Genomic DNA, 19,309 nt, shown 5'->3' with positions numbered 1-19,309 from the left:
GGCGGCCGAGACGTTACAGAATGAAAAATTTGACGTGGTCATATACGGCAAGGCAAAACGCGTGGTTGGCACTGCGCAGGCAGTATTTGATATCCTGCGAAAAGAGCCGGATACAGTCGTGCAGACGGGTGAGATACGGGAAATGGATTTCGGCCTTTTTGAGGGTATGCACTACCGCGAGATCGTGCAGCAGTATCCGGAGCAGTGGCAGCGGTATATGGACGACTGGAGGACATATGCATTTCCGCAGGGAGACAGCATTGCCGAATATTATTCTTTTTGCAGCGAATGGATCGGCGGGGTTGTGGAGCGCTACCCCGGCAAGGATATTCTGATCGTCGGACACAAAGGATTTATTTTGAACTGCCTGTCGGCACTGCTGACGCAGGATGGCGGAGATGTGCTGTCGCGCGACATCGGGAATGCGGAAACAGTGACGCTTACGTTAGGTTAACTTGCCGCAAGACCGTAGAAGGGTGTTTCTTTTTCAGGCATATTGTATTATAATATTTATGATTTGTTTAGCGGCTGGGGCCGTTTTCATTTAGGAGGGTAATTACGTGGAACACATCATATGGAATAAGGAAATGGAGTGCGCAGACCGCAGCAAGATCAGGGAACTGCAGCTTGAAAGGTTAAAACACACGGTAGCGTATTGTTATGACAATGTTCCGCATTATAAGAAAAAACTCGACGAGATCGGGTTGAAGCCTGAGCATATCAAAACATTAAAAGACATTGAAAAATTGCCTTTTACCACAAAGGAAGACTTGCGTGAAAATTATCCGTACGGGATGTTTGCTGTGCCGATGAAGCAGATCGTTCGTGTGCACGGGTCTTCGGGCACGACGGGCAATCCGACGATCGTCGGATATACACGGCACGATCTTGATATGTGGACAGGGCTTGTTTCGCGTATTGCATGTGCGGCGGGGCTTGTTCCGGACGATATTGCGCAGATATCATTCGGCTACGGGCTTTTTACAGGCGGATTTGGGCTGCATTACGGCCTTGAGAATGTGGGCGCGAGCGTTATCCCTGTTTCCAGCGGCAATACTGAGCGCCAGATCAAGTTTATGCAGGATTTTGGCAGTACGGTACTGATCAGTACGCCGTCCTACGCGCTTTATTTGGGAGAAACAGCGCAAAGGATGGGCGTGGACTTCAAAAAACTGAAGCTGCGGCTTGGCTTGTTTGGCGGCGAAGGCCATACCAAAGAGATGCAGAAGCAGATCGAGAAATACTTAAATATCACAGATACGGAAAACTATGGATTGTCGGAAGTGATCGGGCCGGGGTTTTCGGGCGAATGCTATAAGCAAAACGGCATGCATATCGCAGACGACGAATTTATCTCTGAGGTGATCGACCCGGATACGGGCGAGGTGCTGCCGATAGGAGAGCGTGGAGAGCTTGTCATTACGAGCCTGACCAAGGAAGCGCTGCCCATCCTGCGTTACCGCACCAAGGATATCACGCGTTTGTTTGACGATCCGTGCCCGTGCGGCAGGACGACGATGCGTATGGAAAAGGTGTCGGGGCGTACGGACGATATGCTGATCATCCGCGGCGTGAACGTATTCCCGTCGCAGATCGAAGGCGTGCTGTTGGGGATGGAAGATGTTGCGCCGCATTACGAGATCGTGCTTACTACGGAGAAGCATCTTGACCGCATTGAAGTAAAGGTCGAGGTGGCGGACGAAGGATTGCTGACCAGCTATAAAGCGTTGGAGACGCTTAAGGAAAGCATCGCGCACAATATCTTTACCGTGCTCAATATGCACGTAAAGGTGACGTTGGCGGAGCCGCAGTCCTTAAAACGGTTTGAAGGTAAGGCGCAGAGGGTCACAGACCTGCGCACGAACGAATAGATTGAAGAGGAAAACAGAGTAGATGAAGAAGATTATGCTTGGAAACGAGGCGTATGCGCAGGGGGCGTACGAAGGCGGCGTAAATGTCGTCTCGTCTTATCCCGGTACGCCGAGTACGGAAGTAACGGAGAATATCGTCAAATACGATGAAGTGTATGCCGAATGGGCGCCCAATGAAAAGGTGGCACTTGAGGTAGCGGCGGGTGCTTGCTACGGCGGAGCGCGTGCGCTGTGCTGTATGAAACATGTCGGGTTGAATGTAGCGGCCGATCCGCTTTTTACAGCGTCTTACACGGGCGTGAACGGCGGACTCGTCATTCTGGTAGCCGACGATCCGGGCATGCATTCCAGCCAGAACGAACAGGATTCGCGGTTCTATGCGCGTAGCTCCCATGTGCCGATGCTTGAGCCGGCCGACAGCATGGAAGCAAAAGAATTTATGAAATATGCTTTTTCACTGAGTGAAAGGTTTGATACGCCTGTGCTGCTGCGTTCCAACACACGCATCTCGCATTCGCGCGGGATCGTGGAGACGGGTGAGCGTGAGCAAGCACCGCTTAAGGATTACCAGAAGGATATCAAGAAATATGTGATGATGCCGGGCATGGCGAAGGCGCGTCACATTGTGGTGGAGCAGCGCACGAAGGATTTGGAGGCATTTGCAGAAGAATGCGAGCTGAACCGTGCGGAATATCTGGGCGGCGAGATCGGCGTGATCACAAGCGGTACCTGCTATAACTACGTGAAGGAGGCGCTGCCCAATGCAAGCGTCCTGAAGCTCGGTATGGTGTATCCGCTGCCTAAGAAAATGATCAGTGAATTTGCTTCTAAGGTAAAGACGCTGTACGTGATCGAGGAACTGGAACCGTTCTTTGAAAATCAGGTCCGTGTGATGGGGATTCCTGTAAGCGGCAAAGAATTGTTTACCGTACAGGGCGAATATTCTGTCAATATGATCAAAGAAAAGATATGCGGTGAAACGTGTACGCCTGTCAAAACAGAGGCGCTTCCTATGCGGCCGCCTGTGCTTTGCCCCGGATGTCCGCACAGAGCTGTCTATTATATGTTCAATAAGCTAAAGCTTACCGCAATGGGCGATATCGGCTGTTATACGCTGGGAGCGGGCGCGCCACTAAGCGCGATCGATACGACGCTTTGTATGGGCGCTTCGATCGGGATGGCGCATGGCATGGAAAAAGCGCGCGGTGAAGACTTTGCCCGCAAGCTTGTGAGCGTTATCGGCGACAGCACGTTTATGCATTCGGGCATCACCGGCCTTGTCAATATGCTGTATAATGGCGCGACCTCAACCGTCATGATCCTTGACAACTCCACGACGGGCATGACGGGACATCAGGATCATGCGACTACGGGTAAAAACGCAAAAGGCGAGCCCGCGCCGTCGGTGAACATTGAAAAATTAGTGGAAACGATCGGCGTTAAGCATGTAAGAGTGCTTGACCCGTTTGACTTGCCGGAACTGGAAAAAGCGCTGAGAGAAGAAACACAGCGTGAAGAATTGTCGGTGATCATTACGCGCAGACCTTGCGTACTGATCGACCGGGCTTCGATCAAAGAAGCGTTGTGTGTTTCTGACGAATGCCGGAATTGCGGCGTTTGTATGAAGCTCGGCTGTCCGGCGATCGTCAAAGGGGAAAATAAAGTAGACATTGATGCATCGCTTTGTATCGGGTGCGGATTATGTGCGGACGTTTGTCCGTTCCACGCGATCGGAGGTGCGGCAGAATGAAAAGTATTGTGATTGCCGGAGTAGGCGGACAGGGCACGCTGCTTACGAGTATGGTGTTTGGACAGATTGCCCTAAAGCTTGGCTATGATGTAAAGCTTTCGGAGGTGCACGGCATGGCGCAGCGCGGTGGAAGCGTTGTGACCTATGTGCGCATCGGCGACAAAGGTGAAAAGATATATTCGCCGGTGATCGACGAGTGCGGCGCGGATATCCTGCTTGCGTTTGAACAGCTCGAGGGATTGCGCTGGCTGCCTTATTTAAAACCGGACTGTGGGAAAGTGTATTGTAACACACAGCAGATTTTGCCCATGCCTGTTATTACGGGCGTGATGGAATATCCGCAGGATGTTCCGGCAAAGATCAGGGAGCACTTCAAAGACGCGGTGTTTGTCGACGCGCTTTCGCTGGCGAACGAAGCGGGCAACTTAAAAGCTGTCAACACGGTGCTTCTCGGCGTGCTTGCAAAAAATATGGATATCGATAAAGAAATATGGATGGAATCGATACGTGCAGTGGTGAAACCGAAATTCGTTGCCATGAATGAAAAGGCGTTTGAACTCGGTTACAGGCTATAAAGAAAACAGGAGGGCGACCGGTATGCTGATCAGACAAATTTCCGTATTTGTAGAAAACAGAAAAGGCAGGCTTTACAGTCTGGCAAAAACGCTTGCAGATAATGGGATCGATTTAAAAGCATTGAGCATTTCGGATACTTCGGAATTTGGAATCCTGCGCAGTATTGTGAACGATCCGAAAAAGGCGTTGCAGGTCGTCAAGGATGCGGGCTTTACCGCAAGCGTAACCGAAGTGCTGGGTATTGAAGTGGAGGACGAGCCGGGCGGCCTTGCCAAGGTTCTCGATATTCTCAACCAAAACGATATCAGTGTGGAATACTTGTATTCCTTCGTGGGAACTTGCAGCGATAACGCGCTGATCATTTTCCGTGTGGAAGAAACGGAGAAAGCATTTGAACTGCTCAAAAACTCCGGCCTTAAAATTTTGACGGAAGAAATGATTTATAACATCTGAGGTTGTGCTTTGTATAGAAAAACGTATGCGCGGATAGACCTTGAGAATCTGCAAAAGAACATTAAAAATGCGAAAGAACATTTGCCGGATGGCTGTATGCTTGCGGCGGTGGTGAAAGCGGACGCCTATGGCCATGGTGCACTTCGGTGTGCACAGGCTTCGCAAAGCGCCGGAGCAGGTATGCTGGCTGTCGCGCTTGCGGAAGAAGCAATTGTGCTTCGTGAGGCGGGGATGACGCTTCCAATTATGATCATCGGGCGTTCGAATACGCAACAGCTCAAACTGGCAGTAAAGTTAGGGTTGGAGCCGTGTGTGTTTACGCCGCAACAGCTTGCTTTGTTGCAGCAAGAAGCGGAAAAAGCCGAGAAAACGATTCAGGTTCACTTGAAGATCGATACGGGGATGAGCCGGATCGGCTTGCGCAGCATAGAAGAACTGGATAGCTTTTTGGATGTGCTCGGCAGCTGCGGCCGCATTGCTTTGAATGGTGTATTTACACACTTTGCGAACGGGGACGCGCAGGATAAAGGGCACGCAAACAAACAGCACGAAATGTTTATGCGGTATGTAGAACATTTACATGCGCGCGGACTGCATCCTATGGTACACGCGGACAACAGTGCGGGGACGATAGACCTGCCGCAGTTTGGACATGATATGGTGCGGTTTGGGATATCGATGTACGGATATTATGCATCCGCTCATGTTTGCAGGAAGCAAGTCGCGTTGTTTCCTGTGATGGAGGTGTTTGCCGAGATATCGCATATCAAGACGATACCGGCGGGCACGTGTGTCGGGTATGGAAGCACCTTTACCGCCGAACGTGAAACAAAGGTCGCGACGGTGCAGATCGGATATGGGGACGGCTACAACAGGCTGCTTTCCAACAGAGGACGGATGATCGTAACAACGGATAAGGGAGCATTTTATGCGCCGATCATTGGTCGCGTGTGTATGGATCAGACGATGATAGACCTAACTGATGTACAGGGAACGCTGGCAGTAGGGGACGAAGCTGTCGTGCTTGGATGTGCGGGTGATAAGAAGATCGATGCGGATGAGATCGCGGGTATTTGCGGCACGATCAGTTATGAAGTGCTGCTTGACTTCAACGCACGCGTGCCCCGCATCTACAACGATTGATGGAGAAGAATATGAATAAGCAGGAGATACGCGAAAAAGTATTGGATATGCGCAGAAGCCTGACTTCGAAATACATTGAGGACGAGTCTATAAAGGCGATAGACCGTCTTTTGAATTTGCCAGAATTAAGTGATGTGAAGAATGTTCTGGTTTACAGTGATTTTGATTGCGAGGTCAAGACGGCGAACCTTACCGGCTGGCTGTTGTATCACGGCGCACAAGTCTTTTTGCCGGTGGTGCATGAGAAAAAGATGTATGCTGCCAATATCAAAAGTGCGGTGTTGGAATTAAGCTGTTTTGGTGTAGCGCAGCCAAAATACAACGAGGCGGAAATCATCGAGCCGGATATGCTCGATCTGATCATTATTCCCGGCGTGGCCTTTGACCGTGCGCTAAACCGTGTAGGCTTTGGCGGAGGCTATTACGACGCATTTTTGAAACAGGCCTCGAGAGCCAAAAAGATCGCGCTCGCGTACGATTTCCAAATCCTCGATCAGGTGCTCTGTGAAGCGCACGATGTGAAAATGGATATGATCGTGACGCCGGACGAAACGATTTCATGACGCGGATCATTGCGGGAGAGAAAAGGGGAACGATTCTGCAGACACTTGAGGGGGACAGGACGCGACCGACGACCGACCGCGTGCGTGAAGCCCTGTTTGGATGTATCCAGTTTGAAATAGCCGGCGCAAATGTTTTGGACCTTTTTGCAGGGAGCGGTGCGCTTGGCTTAGAAGCGTTATCGCGCGGCGCGGCATGTGCGGTTTTTTGTGATAGGTATGACGAAACGGTGAAAATCATCAAAGGAAACATCGCAAAACTCGGTTATGAGACGCGGTCGCAACTGATAAAAAATGACTATATTCATGCAATTAAAGTGTTTCAAAATACGGAAAAGTTTGATATAGTATTGATAGACCCGCCGTACAAAAGTGGTTATTATGAAACGGTACTCGAGTTGCTGGCGAGAGAGAACGTGCTCAAGCATGGCGCGATCCTTGTAGCGGAAAGCGAAGAACCTGTAGAGGCTGCGGTTGACGGGTATCATGTATACAAAAACAAACGGTACGGGAAAACGTTTTTGACGTTTTTCAGATGGGATAAAGGATAAAATGGAAGCATGTGTGTATCCGGGCAGCTTTGATCCGATGACAAAAGGGCACCTTGACATTGTTGAGCGTTCCAGTGCGATTTTTTCCACAGTTTATGTGGGCGTGTTGAACAATGTAGCCAAAAAATCTATGTTCAGCGTGAAAAAGCGCGTGGAGATGGTGAAAGCGGCGACAAAGCACTTAAAGAATGTGCAGGTGGTTGCGTTTGACGGATTGCTGGTCGATTTACTAAAAGAGCTTGGGGCGCGAGTCATTATCAGGGGGCTGCGGACGGGTGCGGACTTGGAGATCGAACAGCAGTATGCGTTTATCAACGGAAAGCTTTTTGAAGGAACAGAGACGTTCGCCCTTCTTTCCAGGCCGGAAATGCATTATATCAGCTCTACCGCCGTACGGGAACTGATTGCTTTTCACGCGGATGTTTCGGACTATGTTCCGGGAGAAATACTCAGCATGATCGACAAAGGAGAATAGTACATGAAGATTTTCGATTTGATTGACGAAATTCAGGACGAGATTGAAAACGGTAGAAAATCTCTGTTTGGTAATAAAAAAACGATTGAAGTTGATTTTGTAATGGAGATATTACAGGAAATCAAAGATTCTGTTCCCGAAGACCTTTTGTATGCGCAGGAGGTGCTGGGGCATAAACAGGAGATCATCAATCAGGCACAGGAAAAGGCCAAAAATATTCTCGATGGCGTGGATAACCGTTTGGCGGAGTTGATCGAAGAACACCGCGTTACACAGCTTGCGTATGAGAAGTCGAACAGGATGATCGATATGGCGCAAAAACAGGCCTATGAAATCCGCGTGAACGCAAATGACTATGCGGTAAATGTTCTGGAGGATCTTTCGTCTTATATGCGCGAATATATGGACATCATCAAGGAAAACAAATCCAATTTTATCAACAAGAAAAATAAAGATCAGGCGGAATTTTGATATACGTGTTTTAAAACCCGCATAAAATGGTATTAAATCTTTATATTGGGAACGATATAAAGATTTTTTCTTATCGACCTATAAGGAGGAACAGCATGAATAAGAAAATCGGTTTGGCGCTGGGCGGCGGTTCGGCAAGAGGGTTTGCACACATTGGCGTGCTAAAAGTCCTGCTGGAAAACAAGATACCGTTTGACTATATTGCCGGATGCAGCATGGGGTCGCTCATTGGGGGCATTTTTGCCGCGGAAGAGAATCTGGAAACGCTGGAGAGCCTTGCGATCGTATTCGACTCCAAAAAGTATTTTGATATCACACTTTCCACCTCAGGGTATGTGAAAGGCAACAAAGTGCAGGAGCTGCTCAAGCTGATGACGAAAAACATCAACATTGAAAAGGCGGCGATACCGTTCAGCTGCATTGCGACGTGTGTAGAAGATGCAAAGCTGCACCGGTTCACAAGTGGGTCAATCTCTGAGGCGGTACGCGCCAGCATATCTATCCCCGGCTTGTTCACCCCTTACGAGATCGACGGGAAGACCTATATTGACGGCGGCGTGATCGACCGGACGGCGATCCGTGCGACGCGTGAAATGGGTGCGGATATTGTGATCGCAGTGGATGTTTCCTATCGGGGCGAGCCTTTAGAAAAGCCGAAAACAGTGATTGACCTGCTACAGGATACGTTTACGATCTCTGAATGGTATTTGACGCAAGCCTATTGGAAGGAAGCGGATGTTCTGGTGTTGCCGGAAGTGCATGATATCAAGGGAAGCGAATACAAGGACACACAAAAAATCATCGGACGTGGAATGCAAGCCGCGGAAGCTGCGTTGCCGGACATCAAAAAAGCACTGGGTATCAAATAATAAGAAATTTCTGTGTGAAATCGCGCCGCGCAGGCGCGATTTTTTGTTGCAGCAACGCATAAAGATCGCTTGCCTTTATATCAAGATCGAAAAGCGGACTATCGGAAAACTCTGACGCCTTGGTGATAACGGGGATCGTGGCCTTTGCTTTTAGTTCGCTTAAAAGATCGAGGCGTTCTCTTTTCACCGCAAGTACGCGCGCATACAAAGGCTGTGTTTTCAGTTGCTGTGCTTTTTCCTTGGTAAGATTCATCATGATATAGAGCAGGGTGCGCTGGATGCGCGTCTGCGTATAGCGCTTGCTTTTGACCGCTCCTATCAATTCACCATAGGACTGTGCGGTATAGGCCGCCTGCTGCAATTTATATTCCAAGCCTTCGGAAACCTCGTATATGTCACGAATCTGCTCGATATCCATGCTGCGCAGACAAAAAAGGATATACGGAAAAACGGAGGCAGGAATCACAGGGGCGCCGATATAGAGGGTGCGGACAGCAGCGGGGATGTCGGCATCACCTAAATTTTTGAGGCCGCCCGCGATCAGCTCACGCCGGATAGCCGTTGCGCTTGAGTACTGTGCGGATAATTCGTTATGCGCATATTGACCGCCTTTGCGCGTTACGCTGGCGGGTATAATTTTGCTATTGTTACGTAAGAGCGCTTTGATATATTCGATACCCAAGATATTGTTGGGAGAGCGATAAAGCGTTTCGTCGACATCGGGACAACAGATTTTGAGCGCTGCCGCGCGCGCGGCGGGATAAGAAACACCTCCGCTAAGATATTCTCTTAGAGCGGCTCGCAACGTGGCGGGCTCGTCTGCTAACATTTGTGCAATTTTTTTTATGCCGGACAGGTCGGGTGCTTCCGTACCAAAGGAAAGAATGGATACACATTGCAGCGCATCCAATATGGATACAGCTCCATGAGCAAAGCCCTCGGCACTTTGCGTGGCATAAAAGAAGGGCAGCTCCAATACAATATCCGCGCCGCCTAAAATCGCGGCTTGGGCACGTGTCCATTTATTATAAATCGCAGCCTCGCCTCGTTGAACAAAATGACCGCTCATCATGCAAATGACCGCGTCCGTCTCATACAATTTTGACGTTTGTAAAATTTGGTAAGCATGTCCGGCATGAAATGGGTTATATTCGGCTGTAATTCCTGCTATTTTCATAAAATACCTTTGCAAAGCATGACGTTATTATATATAATATATGAGTGTCATTATAACAGAGAAATTTAAAATTTGAAATAAATATTAACAAGAGGTGTATTGTAGTATGTCGTTAATGGACAAGATCAAAGAAAAGGCAAAATCGGTCAGCAAAAATATCGTTCTGCCGGAAGGAAATGAACCGAGGACGATCGAAGCTGCTGCCAAAATTGCCGAACAGGGAATCGCTCATGTGATTTTGTTGGGGGATGAAAAGGAAATCGAAGCCGCCAACACGAAGCATGTGGATTTGTCAAAAGCTACCATCATCAATCCGGCAACTTCACCTAAGCTTGACGAATATGCCGAGATGTTTTATGAAATGCGCAAGAGCAAGGGTATCACTTTAGAGCAGGCGAAAGAGACCTGTAAGGATACCCTTTATTATGCAGTTTTGATGATCAAAAGCAATGATGCGGACGGTATGGTTTCCGGCGCAGTGCATTCGACGGGCGATACGCTTCGTCCGGCTCTGCAGGTCATCAAGACAAAACCGGGCGTCTCGATCGTGTCCAGCAGCTTTATTATGGAACACCCTGATTCCAAATGGGGAGACGACGGTGTGATGGTGTTTGCGGACTGCGCGATCAACATCGATCCGAACGCAGACGAGCTGGCGGCGATCGCCATTGCTTCTGCGGATACGGCAAAAACGCTTGCGGGCATTGAGCCGCGCGTGGCGATGCTTTCGTTCTCAACGAAGAACAGCGCAAAACATCCGCATGTCGACAAGGTGGTGGAAGCGACGAAAATTGCCAGAGAGCTGGCGCCGGAGCTCAGTATCGACGGCGAACTGCAGGCGGACGCAGCATTGATTGAAGCGGTCGGACAGCTAAAGAGCCCGGGCAGCAAGGTCGCGGGACGCGCAAATGTCCTTATTTTCCCGGACATCCAGGCGGGAAATATCGGATATAAGCTGGTGCAGAGGCTGGGCGGGGCGGAAGCGATCGGCCCGGTGAGCCAGGGATTGGCACGGCCGGTCAACGACCTGTCGCGCGGATGCAGCGTAGAAGATATCGTATCGGTTGTGGCGATCACAGCGGTACAGGCGCAGTCCTTCTAAGGAAAAGGGGTAAAGTAAAATGACGAATGTATTGGTAATTAACGCCGGGAGTTCTTCACTGAAATATCAGCTCATCGATATGGATACGGAGAACGTTATTGCAAAAGGTCTTGTGGAGAGGATCGGGATCGATCACTCGGTGATCAAGCATAAGCCGACAGGCAAAGATAAAGCAGAGATCGAAACGCCCATGAAAGACCATAACGACGCAATGGAGCAGGTCATCAAAGCGCTGACTGATCCGGTGCACGGCGTGGTATCAGACCTTTCGAGCATCAAAGCGGTCGGACACCGCGTGGTGCATGGTGGCGAGAAATTCAGCGGTTCTGTGGTCATCACGGACGAGGTGATTGGTGCGCTTAAGGAAAACATCGAGCTTGCACCGCTACACAATCCGGCCAACCTGATGGGGATCGCAGCATGCGCAAAGCTGATGCCAGACGTACCTATGGTTGGCGTGTTTGACACGGCATTCCATGCGAAAATGCCGCAGAAGGCATTCCTGTACGGCATCCCGTATTCTGCATATACGGACTACAAAGTAAGGCGCTACGGCTTCCACGGCACGTCTCACAAGTATGTTTCCAAAAGAGCGGCGGAAATGCTGGGCAAAGATATCAAAGATCTGAAAATCATTACATGTCATCTTGGCAATGGTTCTTCTGTTGCGGCGGTAGACGGAGGGATATCGGTAGATACTTCGATGGGTTTCACGCCTCTCGAAGGTCTTGTGATGGGTACGCGCAGCGGCGATCTTGATGCTGCGATCGTTCCTTATTTGATGGGTAAACTGAATATGGATGTCGATCAGGCGATCAACTATCTTAACAAAGATTCCGGTGTGTGGGGGATTTCGGGCGTATCCAGCGACTTCCGCGACCTTTGGATAGAAGAAGGAAAAGGAAACGAACGCGCAAAGCTGGCGCTTGACGTATTCAACTATAGACTGAAAAAGTTCATCGGTTCTTATGCGGCGGCGATGGGCGGCGTAGACGTTCTGACCTTCGCAGGTGGTGTTGGCGAGAACGACTGGGATGTGCGTGCACACGCAACAGAGGGCCTCGAATTTATGGGTATCAAAATCGATAAGCAGAAAAACGACAAGATGCGCGGTGAGGAAATGGATATTTCTGCGGCAGATTCCAAAGTCAAGATACTGGTTGTGCCGACGGATGAAGAAATGACGATCGCGCAGGATACTTACGAGATATGCTGTAAATAAGGCGTTGCATCAAAAAAGATATTGACAATGTAAGGGCATAAAAATATAATGATATGGTAGCTGTTTTCTGGCTGAGGGAGAAACATGATTGATATCAACCTTTCTACTGCGCTGAAAAGTGAGGGAGAGACGTATTCTTATGAATATAGTGGCACTCCGGATTTTGGCAAAGATATTGATTTGAATGAATCTCTTAAGCTGCATGCTGACTACAGCGCCGATGAAAAGCGCATAAGCATCAAAGGTACGATACACACTGTTCTCAATGTGCGATGCGACCGGTGCTTAAAGGAAATGACGTACGATTTTGCGGGAAAGTTTGACGAGGTTTTTCTTCCCGAGGGTACGCAGGGCGAAGACGAATATACGTATCGAAGCGAGACGCTTTGTCTTGACAAGATGGTATATGATATCATTATGCTCGGTTTGCCGCATCAGCTTCTGTGTGATGAAAAGTGCAAGGGATTGTGCCCCAAATGCGGGCAGGATTTGAACATAACACAGTGCGAGTGTGAAACAAACGACACGGATGAAACAAATCCGTTTGCAAAATTAAAGGGATTGTTTTGACCCAAGGGAGGTGTAGAAAATGGCAGTACCAAAGAATAGGACTTCTAAACAACGTAAACGTACAAGAAGAGCACACTGGAAGCTGACTGCTCCTGCTGTATCGCAGTGCCCGCAGTGCCATCAGCCGAAGTTGTCTCATAGAGTTTGCCCGAATTGTGGCTACTACAACGGAAGACTCGTCGTAGCGACCAAAGAGGAAGCAGCAAAATAAAATGTTTTTTTAAAAAGGGCCTTGTGATAATACAGGCCCTTTTTTCGTTGAATTAGGTTGGAAATCATTGTATTTTCATGTATACTATATGTATATTTGTCTGAACGTTTGAGAGGAATGGACATGAAGATTATCATTGACGCAATGGGCGGAGACAATGCGCCCGAAGCAATCGTTAAAGGTGCGGCAGCAGGTATTAACGAGTTTTCGGATGTGAATATCGTGCTGACGGGCGATAAAGGCCGTATTGAAGACATCCTCGAAGGCCTTAGCTATGACAAGAACCGGCTTGAGATCGTACATACGACGCAGCTGATAGAGATGAATGATTCACCGGTCAAGGCAATGAAGGAAAAGCCGGACTCTTCTATGGCGGTGGCGCTTAAAATGGTAGCCGAGGGCAAAGGCGAAATGGCGATTTCCGCAGGAAATACGGGCGCGCTGGTAGCGGGGGCGACGCTTATTGTCAAGCGTCTTCCGGGTATCAAGCGACCGGCGCTGGCACCGGTACTGCCGACACAGACAGGAGAGGTGCTGCTGATCGACGTGGGCGCAACCACGGAATGCACGCCTAAATACTTACAGCAGTTTGGCGTGAGGGGCCGCATTTATAGGGAAAAGATGTTTGGATTGCAAGCGCCAAAGGTCGGACTGATCAACATCGGCGGCGAGGAAGAAAAGGGCAGCGAGCTTACCAAACAGGCGTATCAGCTGTTAAAGGATGCTCCCGTTAATTTTGTGGGAAATGCCGAAGGCAGAGATCTGTTGTCCGGCCAATATGACGTACTGGTGTGCGACGGGTTCACAGGTAATATTGTCCTGAAATTTGTTGAAGGGTGTGCCAAGACGATCCTCGGTATGCTCAAAGGTTACATTAAGGAATCGACAAGTGCAAAGCTTGGTGCGGTTTTTATGAAAGGCGCCTTTGGAAAGCTCAAAAAGAAAATGGACTACACGGAGTACGGTGGTTCACTGCTTCTGGGGCTTCGTGGCGGCGTTGTGAAATCACACGGGAGCTCGGACGAAAAAGCGATATGCAACTCGATCAGGAATGCGCGTAAGTTTATTTCCGGAAATGTTGTGGAATTGATCAAAGATGAGATTGCGAAACTGGCCGAAGAATAATGGATGAGCTATTAAGGGATCTGCAAAAGAAAATAGGGTATGATTTCAATGATGAGGAGTTGTTGGCGCGTGCGTTGACACACCCATCGTGTGGAAACGTGCCGCATTACGAGCGGCTGGAGTTTTTGGGCGACGCGGTGATTGAGCTCATTATCAGTGATTACTTATATAATCATTACAGTGATTTTTCGGAAGGGATGCTGACCCAAAAACGTGCGGATATCGTATGCTCAAAGTCTTTGGCAGGGATCGGACGTTCAATCAATCTGGGCAACTACATCTTTCTTGGCAACGGAGAGGAGCAGTCCGGCGGACGCAATAAAACATCCATTCTGGAAAATGTGCTGGAAGCGTTGATGGGCGCCATCTATTTGGACGGCGGGTTCTATGCGGCGCAAAGCGTGATCGGCGTATTATTCTTCAATACGATCAAGCAGGCGATGTCGCGTATTTCCGATCATGATTACAAATCGCAGCTGCAGGAGATGGTGCAAAAAACCGTCAAGCAGGACATCAACTATCTTGTCAGCAGACAGGAGGGGCCGCCGCACAATACGACGTTCTATGTAAGGCTGATCGTGGGGAGCGAGGTCATCTGCGAGGGTGTGGGCGGTTCCAAAAAGGAAGCGGAACAAAATGCTGCTAAATTCGCAATTGCGAATTTTGATAAAATTTATAAGGGGTAAAAAACAATGTTGGATTTTTCTGAAGTAAAGAAAATGGACAGTGAAGTATATGACTCCATGATGCGTGAGCTTGATCGTCAGGAGCACAACATCGAGCTGATCGCTTCTGAGAACTTTGTTTCTCAGGCGGTAATGCAGGCGATGGGGTCGCATCTCACGAACAAATACGCGGAGGGGTATCCGGGCAAGCGCTATTATGGCGGATGCGAATTTGTGGACGAGGTCGAGGATTTGGCGCGTGAGCGTGCAAAACAGCTATTTGGCGCAGAATTCGCGAATGTGCAGCCGCATTCCGGTGCACAGGCAAACACTGCGGTGTATTTTGCAATGCTTGAGCCGGGAGACGCGATCCTTGGCATGAACCTTTCGCATGGCGGACATCTGACACACGGCAGCCCGGTCAATATTTCGGGCAAGTATTTCAACATCGTGCCTTATGGCGTGAGTGAAGAGAATGAGACGATCGACTATGACCAGGTATACCAACTGGCGATGGAGCATAAGCCGAAGATGATTGTTGCGGGAGCGAGCGCTTATCCGCGTACGATCGATTTTGCGAAATTCCGCGAGATCGCGGATGCTTCCGGCGCTTATTTGATGGTCGATATGGCGCACATTGCGGGGCTTGTGGCGGCGGGGTTACATCCGAACCCGATCCCGTACGCGCATTTTACAACGACAACAACGCATAAAACGCTGCGCGGGCCGCGCGGCGGCATGATCCTTTGCGCGGAAGAATATGGCCCGGCAATCAATAAAGCGATCTTCCCGGGAATACAGGGTGGCCCGTTGATGCATGTGATCGCTGCAAAAGCGGTTTCTTTCCACGAGGCGCTGCAGCCTTCCTTTAAGGAATATCAGGGACAGATTGTCAAGAATGCCGCTGCATTGGCAAAAACGTTGACAGATAACGGTATACGTCTTGTTTCGGGCGGGACGGACAATCATCTGATGCTTCTTGACGTCGGCAAGCAGGGTAAGACAGGCAAGGAAGTGGAAGCGCTGCTTGATCTGGCGCATATTACGGTCAATAAGAACACGATTCCGTTTGAGACTTTGAGTCCGTTCGTCACGAGTGGTATCCGTGTGGGTACGCCTGCGGCGACGTCGCGTAAGATGAGGGAACCGCAGATGGAGATCATCGGCGGCCTGATCGCTAAGATGATCAAAGAAGGCGAGAGCGCGAAGGACGAGGTAACCAAGCAGGTTTTTGCATTGTGTGAAGAATTTCCGCTTTATAAATAAGCATGATCGAAAAAAGACAGTGAAGAGGGCGGGCGTATTGCCCGCTTTCTTTTAGGAGTGAACATGGGTCGCTGTATCAGTACAATTGAAGATGGAAGCATTGCTGCTTTATGCGGCCTTGATCCGGGAGATACGTTGCTCGAGATCAACGGGCAGCCGGTGCGTGATTACATCGACTACGCTTATGCTGTGGCAGAAGAAAACCTTCTTCTGCTCATTCGCAAAGCGGACGGCAGGGAAGAAGAACTCGAGATCGAAAAAGACGCCTACGAAGAGCTTGGGATCGGTTTTGCAGACGACGGCTTCGGCAAGAAAATCGTGTGCCGCAACAAATGTGTATTCTGTTTTGTAGACCAGATGCCAAAGGGAATGCGTAAGACGTTGTATTTCAAAGACGACGACTGGCGTATGTCTTTTCTGATGGGCAGTTACATCACGCTGACAAACTTAAATGATGCGGATATTGAACGTATTGTCGCGCAGCATATATCGCCGCTGTATGTCTCGGTGCATGCGTATGATCATGCTGTGCACAATATGCTGCTGGGAAACGACGACGCGCAAAAGACGTTTGACATTCTGCGGTGTTTTGTGGAAAATGGCATTGAAGTACATACGCAGGTCGTGATGTGCGAGGGGCTCAACGACAAAGAAATTCTGCGTGAAACGATTGAGGAGCTTTATGCGCTGTACCCCGGCATACGCTCTCTTGCGGTCGTACCAGCGGGGCTCACACAATTCCGCGAGAACAGGTATCCGATTGAACCTGTCAGCAATAAAAATGCAAGAAAAACTGTGGAAATGATCCATGAATACCAGCAGCAGTTTCTAAGCGCTAACAAGAAAACGCGGTTTGTTTTTGCGGCGGACGAAATGTATATTAAGGCCGGTATGGGCATGCCCTCTTTGGAGGAATACGAGTGTTTTGAGCAGATCGAGAATGGCGTAGGCATGGTGCGGACGTTTGTAGATGACGCAATGGATGCGCTTGAAGGTCTTAAGGGAGAAAAAGCGCGCTACCTTACAATCGGTATGGTAACGGGTATGGATTTTTATCCTTTTTTGAAGCGGATCGCGCAGGAAGCGGAAGAACGGCTGGGTGTTCTGATCCGTGTGTATCCGGTCAAAAATGAGTTTTTTGGCGAAACAGTTACTGTGACGGGGTTGCTGACCGGACGGGATATTATGGCGCAGCTTAAGGGTAAGATACAGGATGAGGTGCTCTTTTTGAGCAGCTGCTGCTTTAAAGAGAATGAAGAAGCAATGCTGGATGATGTATCGCTCAACGAGTTAGAGCATGCCTTTGGCGTGTCATGCAGAAAAATCGATAATGACGGGTATGAACTGATCCATGCAATGCTGGAAGAATAAAGGAGTATGTTATGGCGAAACCGCTGGTGGCGATTGTAGGACGGCCGAATGTCGGCAAATCTACTTTTTTTAACAGAATAACAAGGACAAAGCTGGCGATCATCGAAGATACGCCGGGGGTAACACGCGACCGTATCTATGCGGACGCGGAATGGCTTAACAGGGAATTCACATTGATCGATACGGGCGGTATCGATATGGATACGAACGACGTCATTCTGAGCCAGATGCGCGTGCAGGCGGAGATCGCGATCGATTCAGCCGAGCTGATCCTCTTTTTTGTGGACGGCAAAACAGGCATTACGTCGGAAGATCATGAAGTGGCGAAAATGCTGCGTAAATCCGGCAAGCCTGTGATCGTCGTAGTCAATAAGATCGATAATCCATCGGATGAGCAGAACGTATTCGATTTTTATGAACTGGGCATCGGCGATGTGGTGGGCATATCCTCCTCGCAGGGGCTGGGGCTTGGCGAACTGCTGGATGAGATCATCGGCTATATCGGAGACTACGAAGCAAACGAAGAAGAAGACGACACGCTGAAAATTGCGCTTGTTGGTAAACCGAATGTAGGGAAATCGTCTCTAACCAACAAGATTCTAGGTTATGAGCGCGCGATCGTGAGCGATATTCCGGGGACGACGCGTGACGCGATCGATTCCGTATTTGAGCGTGACGGTCAGAAATATACGATCATAGATACGGCGGGTATGCGCAAACGCGGTAAGATCGACGATAAGTCCATCGAGCGTTATAGCGTGATCCGTTCCTTAAATGCTGTACGCCGGGCGGACGTGGTTGTTGTGATGATCGATGCGACCGAAGGGATCACCGAGCAGGACGTCAAAGTAGCGGGTTTTGTTGATGAGGAAGGCAAGCCTTGCCTGATTGCTGTCAACAAGTGGGACGCAGTGGAAAAGGATACTTATACGATCGAAGAATACAACAAAAAGATTTCTGCTGATCTGGCATTCATGCCGTACGCAAAGAAAATTTATATTTCTGCCGCAACAGGGCTGCGCGTTGACAAGCTGTTCGGCCTTTTGCACGAGGCGTACGACCATAATATCCAGAGGATACCGACGGGCGTGCTCAACGACTGTTTGCAGGACGCGATCACAGCGGTGGAGCCGCCTTCGACAAACGGGCGCAGGTTAAAGATATTTTATATGACGCAGGTAAGCATCAAGCCGCCGACCTTTGTGCTGTTTGTGAATGAAGTTCCGCTGATGCATTTTTCCTATCAGCGCTATTTAGAGAATTATTTGCGCAAAACATTTGACTTTAGCGGGACGCCGATTAAAATAATTGTTAGACAACGTAATGAGGGCAGGGAGGAATCATAAAGTATGGAAGTTTGGGTGCTTGTTCTTTGCGCCATAATCGCATATTTGATGGGATCGATATCTTTTTCGTACATTTTTACGAAGAAGGTGCGGCACGAAGACATCCGTGAAAAGGGAAGCGGCAACGCAGGTACGACAAACGTACTGCGCAACTACGGATGGGGTTTGGGAATAGCTGTTTTTGCAGGGGACGTCTTAAAAGCGGTTGCGGCGGCACTGATCGGCGGCGCGATTGCCGGATATGAAGGGCTTTGCGTGGCGGGCGTGTTTGCGATCATCGGACATAACTATTCCTGCTTTTTGAAATTCAAGGGGGGGAAGGGCATTGCCTCTACGATCGGTGTGCTGCTGCTGATCCAGCCGATCCCTACGCTAGTGATCTTTACAATTTCTATTATCATTGTTGCCTGTACAAAGATCATGAGCATCGGGTCGATCATAGGACTTATATTGAGTGCGATCGCTGCGGTCGTATTTGCGCAGGGGAATATGTTTCAGATTTTTTCGGTGTTGGTCATTGCCGCGCTCGGCGTGT

At 49.3% G+C, this 19,309-nt stretch carries 22 protein-coding genes; 21 read left to right on the top strand and 1 reads right to left on the bottom strand.

Going from position 1 to position 19,309, the window contains the following annotated elements; genetic code table 11:
• From VB081_RS09510 to VB081_RS09460, 11 genes are all read left to right on the top strand, one after another.
• Window positions 1-454, top strand: a 454-nt coding sequence (locus VB081_RS09510) for a histidine phosphatase family protein (RefSeq protein WP_323400583.1), incomplete at its 5' end; no start/stop codon positions are given.
• 115 nt (window positions 455-569) lie between these two features.
• Complete coding sequence (locus VB081_RS09505; RefSeq protein WP_323400584.1) at window positions 570-1,871, top strand: phenylacetate--CoA ligase; 1,302 nt, start codon at window positions 570-572, stop codon at window positions 1,869-1,871.
• A 22-nt stretch (window positions 1,872-1,893) separates the two neighbouring features.
• Window positions 1,894-3,621, top strand: coding sequence for an indolepyruvate ferredoxin oxidoreductase subunit alpha (iorA, locus tag VB081_RS09500; protein WP_323400582.1), 1,728 nt, complete (start codon window positions 1,894-1,896; stop codon window positions 3,619-3,621).
• Entirely contained in the window at window positions 3,618-4,196 is a 579-nt protein-coding gene (locus VB081_RS09495; protein ID WP_323400581.1) for an indolepyruvate oxidoreductase subunit beta, read from the top strand. Before iorA ends, VB081_RS09495 begins: the two co-directional genes overlap by 4 nt.
• Before the next feature lie 22 nt (window positions 4,197-4,218).
• Window positions 4,219-4,650: an ACT domain-containing protein gene (locus tag VB081_RS09490; RefSeq protein WP_323400580.1), complete on the top strand. Its 432-nt coding sequence runs from the start codon at window positions 4,219-4,221 to the stop codon at window positions 4,648-4,650.
• Window positions 4,651-4,659: 9 nt separating this feature from the next.
• Window positions 4,660-5,793, top strand: a complete 1,134-nt coding sequence (gene alr / locus VB081_RS09485; RefSeq protein WP_323400579.1) for an alanine racemase — start codon at window positions 4,660-4,662, stop codon at window positions 5,791-5,793.
• A gap of 11 nt (window positions 5,794-5,804) precedes the next feature.
• Window positions 5,805-6,356: a 5-formyltetrahydrofolate cyclo-ligase gene (locus VB081_RS09480; protein WP_323400578.1), complete on the top strand. Its 552-nt coding sequence runs from the start codon at window positions 5,805-5,807 to the stop codon at window positions 6,354-6,356.
• Window positions 6,353-6,904: a 16S rRNA (guanine(966)-N(2))-methyltransferase RsmD gene (gene rsmD / locus VB081_RS09475; RefSeq protein WP_323400577.1), complete on the top strand. Its 552-nt coding sequence runs from the start codon at window positions 6,353-6,355 to the stop codon at window positions 6,902-6,904. Before VB081_RS09480 ends, rsmD begins: the two co-directional genes overlap by 4 nt.
• Window position 6,905: 1 nt before the next feature.
• Window positions 6,906-7,379 carry a pantetheine-phosphate adenylyltransferase gene (gene coaD / locus VB081_RS09470; protein ID WP_323400576.1) on the top strand — a complete coding sequence of 158 codons (474 nt, stop codon included), beginning with the start codon at window positions 6,906-6,908 and terminating at the stop codon, window positions 7,377-7,379.
• A 3-nt stretch (window positions 7,380-7,382) separates the two neighbouring features.
• Window positions 7,383-7,850: a hypothetical protein gene (locus VB081_RS09465; RefSeq protein ID WP_323400575.1), complete on the top strand. Its 468-nt coding sequence runs from the start codon at window positions 7,383-7,385 to the stop codon at window positions 7,848-7,850.
• Between the two features lie 95 nt (window positions 7,851-7,945).
• Window positions 7,946-8,719 carry a patatin-like phospholipase family protein gene (locus VB081_RS09460; protein WP_323400574.1) on the top strand — a complete coding sequence of 258 codons (774 nt, stop codon included), beginning with the start codon at window positions 7,946-7,948 and terminating at the stop codon, window positions 8,717-8,719.
• Here VB081_RS09460 and VB081_RS09455 read toward each other — a convergent pair.
• Window positions 8,712-9,896 carry a nucleotidyltransferase gene (locus VB081_RS09455; RefSeq protein ID WP_323400573.1) on the bottom strand — a complete coding sequence of 395 codons (1,185 nt, stop codon included), beginning with the start codon at window positions 9,894-9,896 and terminating at the stop codon, window positions 8,712-8,714. The genes VB081_RS09460 and VB081_RS09455 overlap by 8 nt on opposite strands.
• Before the next feature lie 106 nt (window positions 9,897-10,002).
• Between VB081_RS09455 and pta the strand changes: the two genes are divergently transcribed.
• The 10 genes from pta to VB081_RS09405 all read left to right on the top strand — a co-directional run.
• The gene (gene pta, locus VB081_RS09450; RefSeq protein ID WP_323400572.1) at window positions 10,003-10,998 is read left to right on the top strand and encodes a phosphate acetyltransferase; all 996 of its coding nucleotides are present in this window, start codon (window positions 10,003-10,005) and stop codon (window positions 10,996-10,998) included.
• 19 nt (window positions 10,999-11,017) lie between these two features.
• Window positions 11,018-12,220: an acetate/propionate family kinase gene (locus VB081_RS09445; RefSeq protein ID WP_323400571.1), complete on the top strand. Its 1,203-nt coding sequence runs from the start codon at window positions 11,018-11,020 to the stop codon at window positions 12,218-12,220.
• Between the two features lie 84 nt (window positions 12,221-12,304).
• Window positions 12,305-12,790 carry a YceD family protein gene (locus VB081_RS09440; protein ID WP_323400570.1) on the top strand — a complete coding sequence of 162 codons (486 nt, stop codon included), beginning with the start codon at window positions 12,305-12,307 and terminating at the stop codon, window positions 12,788-12,790.
• Between the two features lie 19 nt (window positions 12,791-12,809).
• Window positions 12,810-13,001: a 50S ribosomal protein L32 gene (gene rpmF / locus VB081_RS09435; RefSeq protein WP_323400569.1), complete on the top strand. Its 192-nt coding sequence runs from the start codon at window positions 12,810-12,812 to the stop codon at window positions 12,999-13,001.
• Between the two features lie 123 nt (window positions 13,002-13,124).
• On the top strand, window positions 13,125-14,126 hold the full coding sequence (plsX, locus tag VB081_RS09430) for a phosphate acyltransferase PlsX (protein ID WP_323400568.1): 1,002 nt from the start codon (window positions 13,125-13,127) through the stop codon (window positions 14,124-14,126).
• On the top strand, window positions 14,126-14,812 hold the full coding sequence (rnc, locus tag VB081_RS09425) for a ribonuclease III (protein WP_323400567.1): 687 nt from the start codon (window positions 14,126-14,128) through the stop codon (window positions 14,810-14,812). The genes plsX and rnc overlap by 1 nt, the downstream gene beginning before the upstream one ends.
• 6 nt (window positions 14,813-14,818) lie before the next feature.
• Window positions 14,819-16,057, top strand: a complete 1,239-nt coding sequence (gene glyA, locus VB081_RS09420; protein WP_323400566.1) for a serine hydroxymethyltransferase — start codon at window positions 14,819-14,821, stop codon at window positions 16,055-16,057.
• Between the two features lie 63 nt (window positions 16,058-16,120).
• Complete coding sequence (locus VB081_RS09415; protein WP_323400565.1) at window positions 16,121-17,428, top strand: DUF512 domain-containing protein; 1,308 nt, start codon at window positions 16,121-16,123, stop codon at window positions 17,426-17,428.
• Window positions 17,429-17,439: 11 nt separating this feature from the next.
• The gene (gene der, locus VB081_RS09410; protein ID WP_323400564.1) at window positions 17,440-18,774 is read left to right on the top strand and encodes a ribosome biogenesis GTPase Der; all 1,335 of its coding nucleotides are present in this window, start codon (window positions 17,440-17,442) and stop codon (window positions 18,772-18,774) included.
• A gap of 3 nt (window positions 18,775-18,777) precedes the next feature.
• The coding region (locus VB081_RS09405; protein ID WP_323400563.1) for a glycerol-3-phosphate acyltransferase at window positions 18,778-19,309 on the top strand (532 nt) is incomplete at its 3' end.

The sequence above is a fragment of the Christensenella sp. genome (assembly GCF_034927525.1).
In the GTDB taxonomy this organism is placed as follows: domain Bacteria; phylum Bacillota; class Clostridia; order Christensenellales; family Christensenellaceae; genus Christensenella.
The sequence above is the reverse complement of the archived record's forward strand: the minus strand, read 5'-3'. Positions and strand labels throughout refer to the sequence as shown.

Coding starts and splice junctions, on each gene's coding strand:
- iorA (WP_323400582.1), top strand. CDS start 1,894: ATGAAGAAGATTATGCTTGGAAACGAGGCGTATGCGCAGGGGGCGTAC.
- VB081_RS09495 (WP_323400581.1), top strand. CDS start 3,618: ATGAAAAGTATTGTGATTGCCGGAGTAGGCGGACAGGGCACGCTGCTT.
- VB081_RS09490 (WP_323400580.1), top strand. CDS start 4,219: ATGCTGATCAGACAAATTTCCGTATTTGTAGAAAACAGAAAAGGCAGG.
- VB081_RS09480 (WP_323400578.1), top strand. CDS start 5,805: ATGAATAAGCAGGAGATACGCGAAAAAGTATTGGATATGCGCAGAAGC.
- rsmD (WP_323400577.1), top strand. CDS start 6,353: ATGACGCGGATCATTGCGGGAGAGAAAAGGGGAACGATTCTGCAGACA.
- coaD (WP_323400576.1), top strand. CDS start 6,906: ATGGAAGCATGTGTGTATCCGGGCAGCTTTGATCCGATGACAAAAGGG.
- VB081_RS09465 (WP_323400575.1), top strand. CDS start 7,383: ATGAAGATTTTCGATTTGATTGACGAAATTCAGGACGAGATTGAAAAC.
- VB081_RS09460 (WP_323400574.1), top strand. CDS start 7,946: ATGAATAAGAAAATCGGTTTGGCGCTGGGCGGCGGTTCGGCAAGAGGG.
- VB081_RS09455 (WP_323400573.1), bottom strand. CDS start 9,896: ATGAAAATAGCAGGAATTACAGCCGAATATAACCCATTTCATGCCGGA.
- pta (WP_323400572.1), top strand. CDS start 10,003: ATGTCGTTAATGGACAAGATCAAAGAAAAGGCAAAATCGGTCAGCAAA.
- VB081_RS09445 (WP_323400571.1), top strand. CDS start 11,018: ATGACGAATGTATTGGTAATTAACGCCGGGAGTTCTTCACTGAAATAT.
- VB081_RS09440 (WP_323400570.1), top strand. CDS start 12,305: ATGATTGATATCAACCTTTCTACTGCGCTGAAAAGTGAGGGAGAGACG.
- rpmF (WP_323400569.1), top strand. CDS start 12,810: ATGGCAGTACCAAAGAATAGGACTTCTAAACAACGTAAACGTACAAGA.
- plsX (WP_323400568.1), top strand. CDS start 13,125: ATGAAGATTATCATTGACGCAATGGGCGGAGACAATGCGCCCGAAGCA.
- rnc (WP_323400567.1), top strand. CDS start 14,126: ATGGATGAGCTATTAAGGGATCTGCAAAAGAAAATAGGGTATGATTTC.
- glyA (WP_323400566.1), top strand. CDS start 14,819: ATGTTGGATTTTTCTGAAGTAAAGAAAATGGACAGTGAAGTATATGAC.
- VB081_RS09415 (WP_323400565.1), top strand. CDS start 16,121: ATGGGTCGCTGTATCAGTACAATTGAAGATGGAAGCATTGCTGCTTTA.
- der (WP_323400564.1), top strand. CDS start 17,440: ATGGCGAAACCGCTGGTGGCGATTGTAGGACGGCCGAATGTCGGCAAA.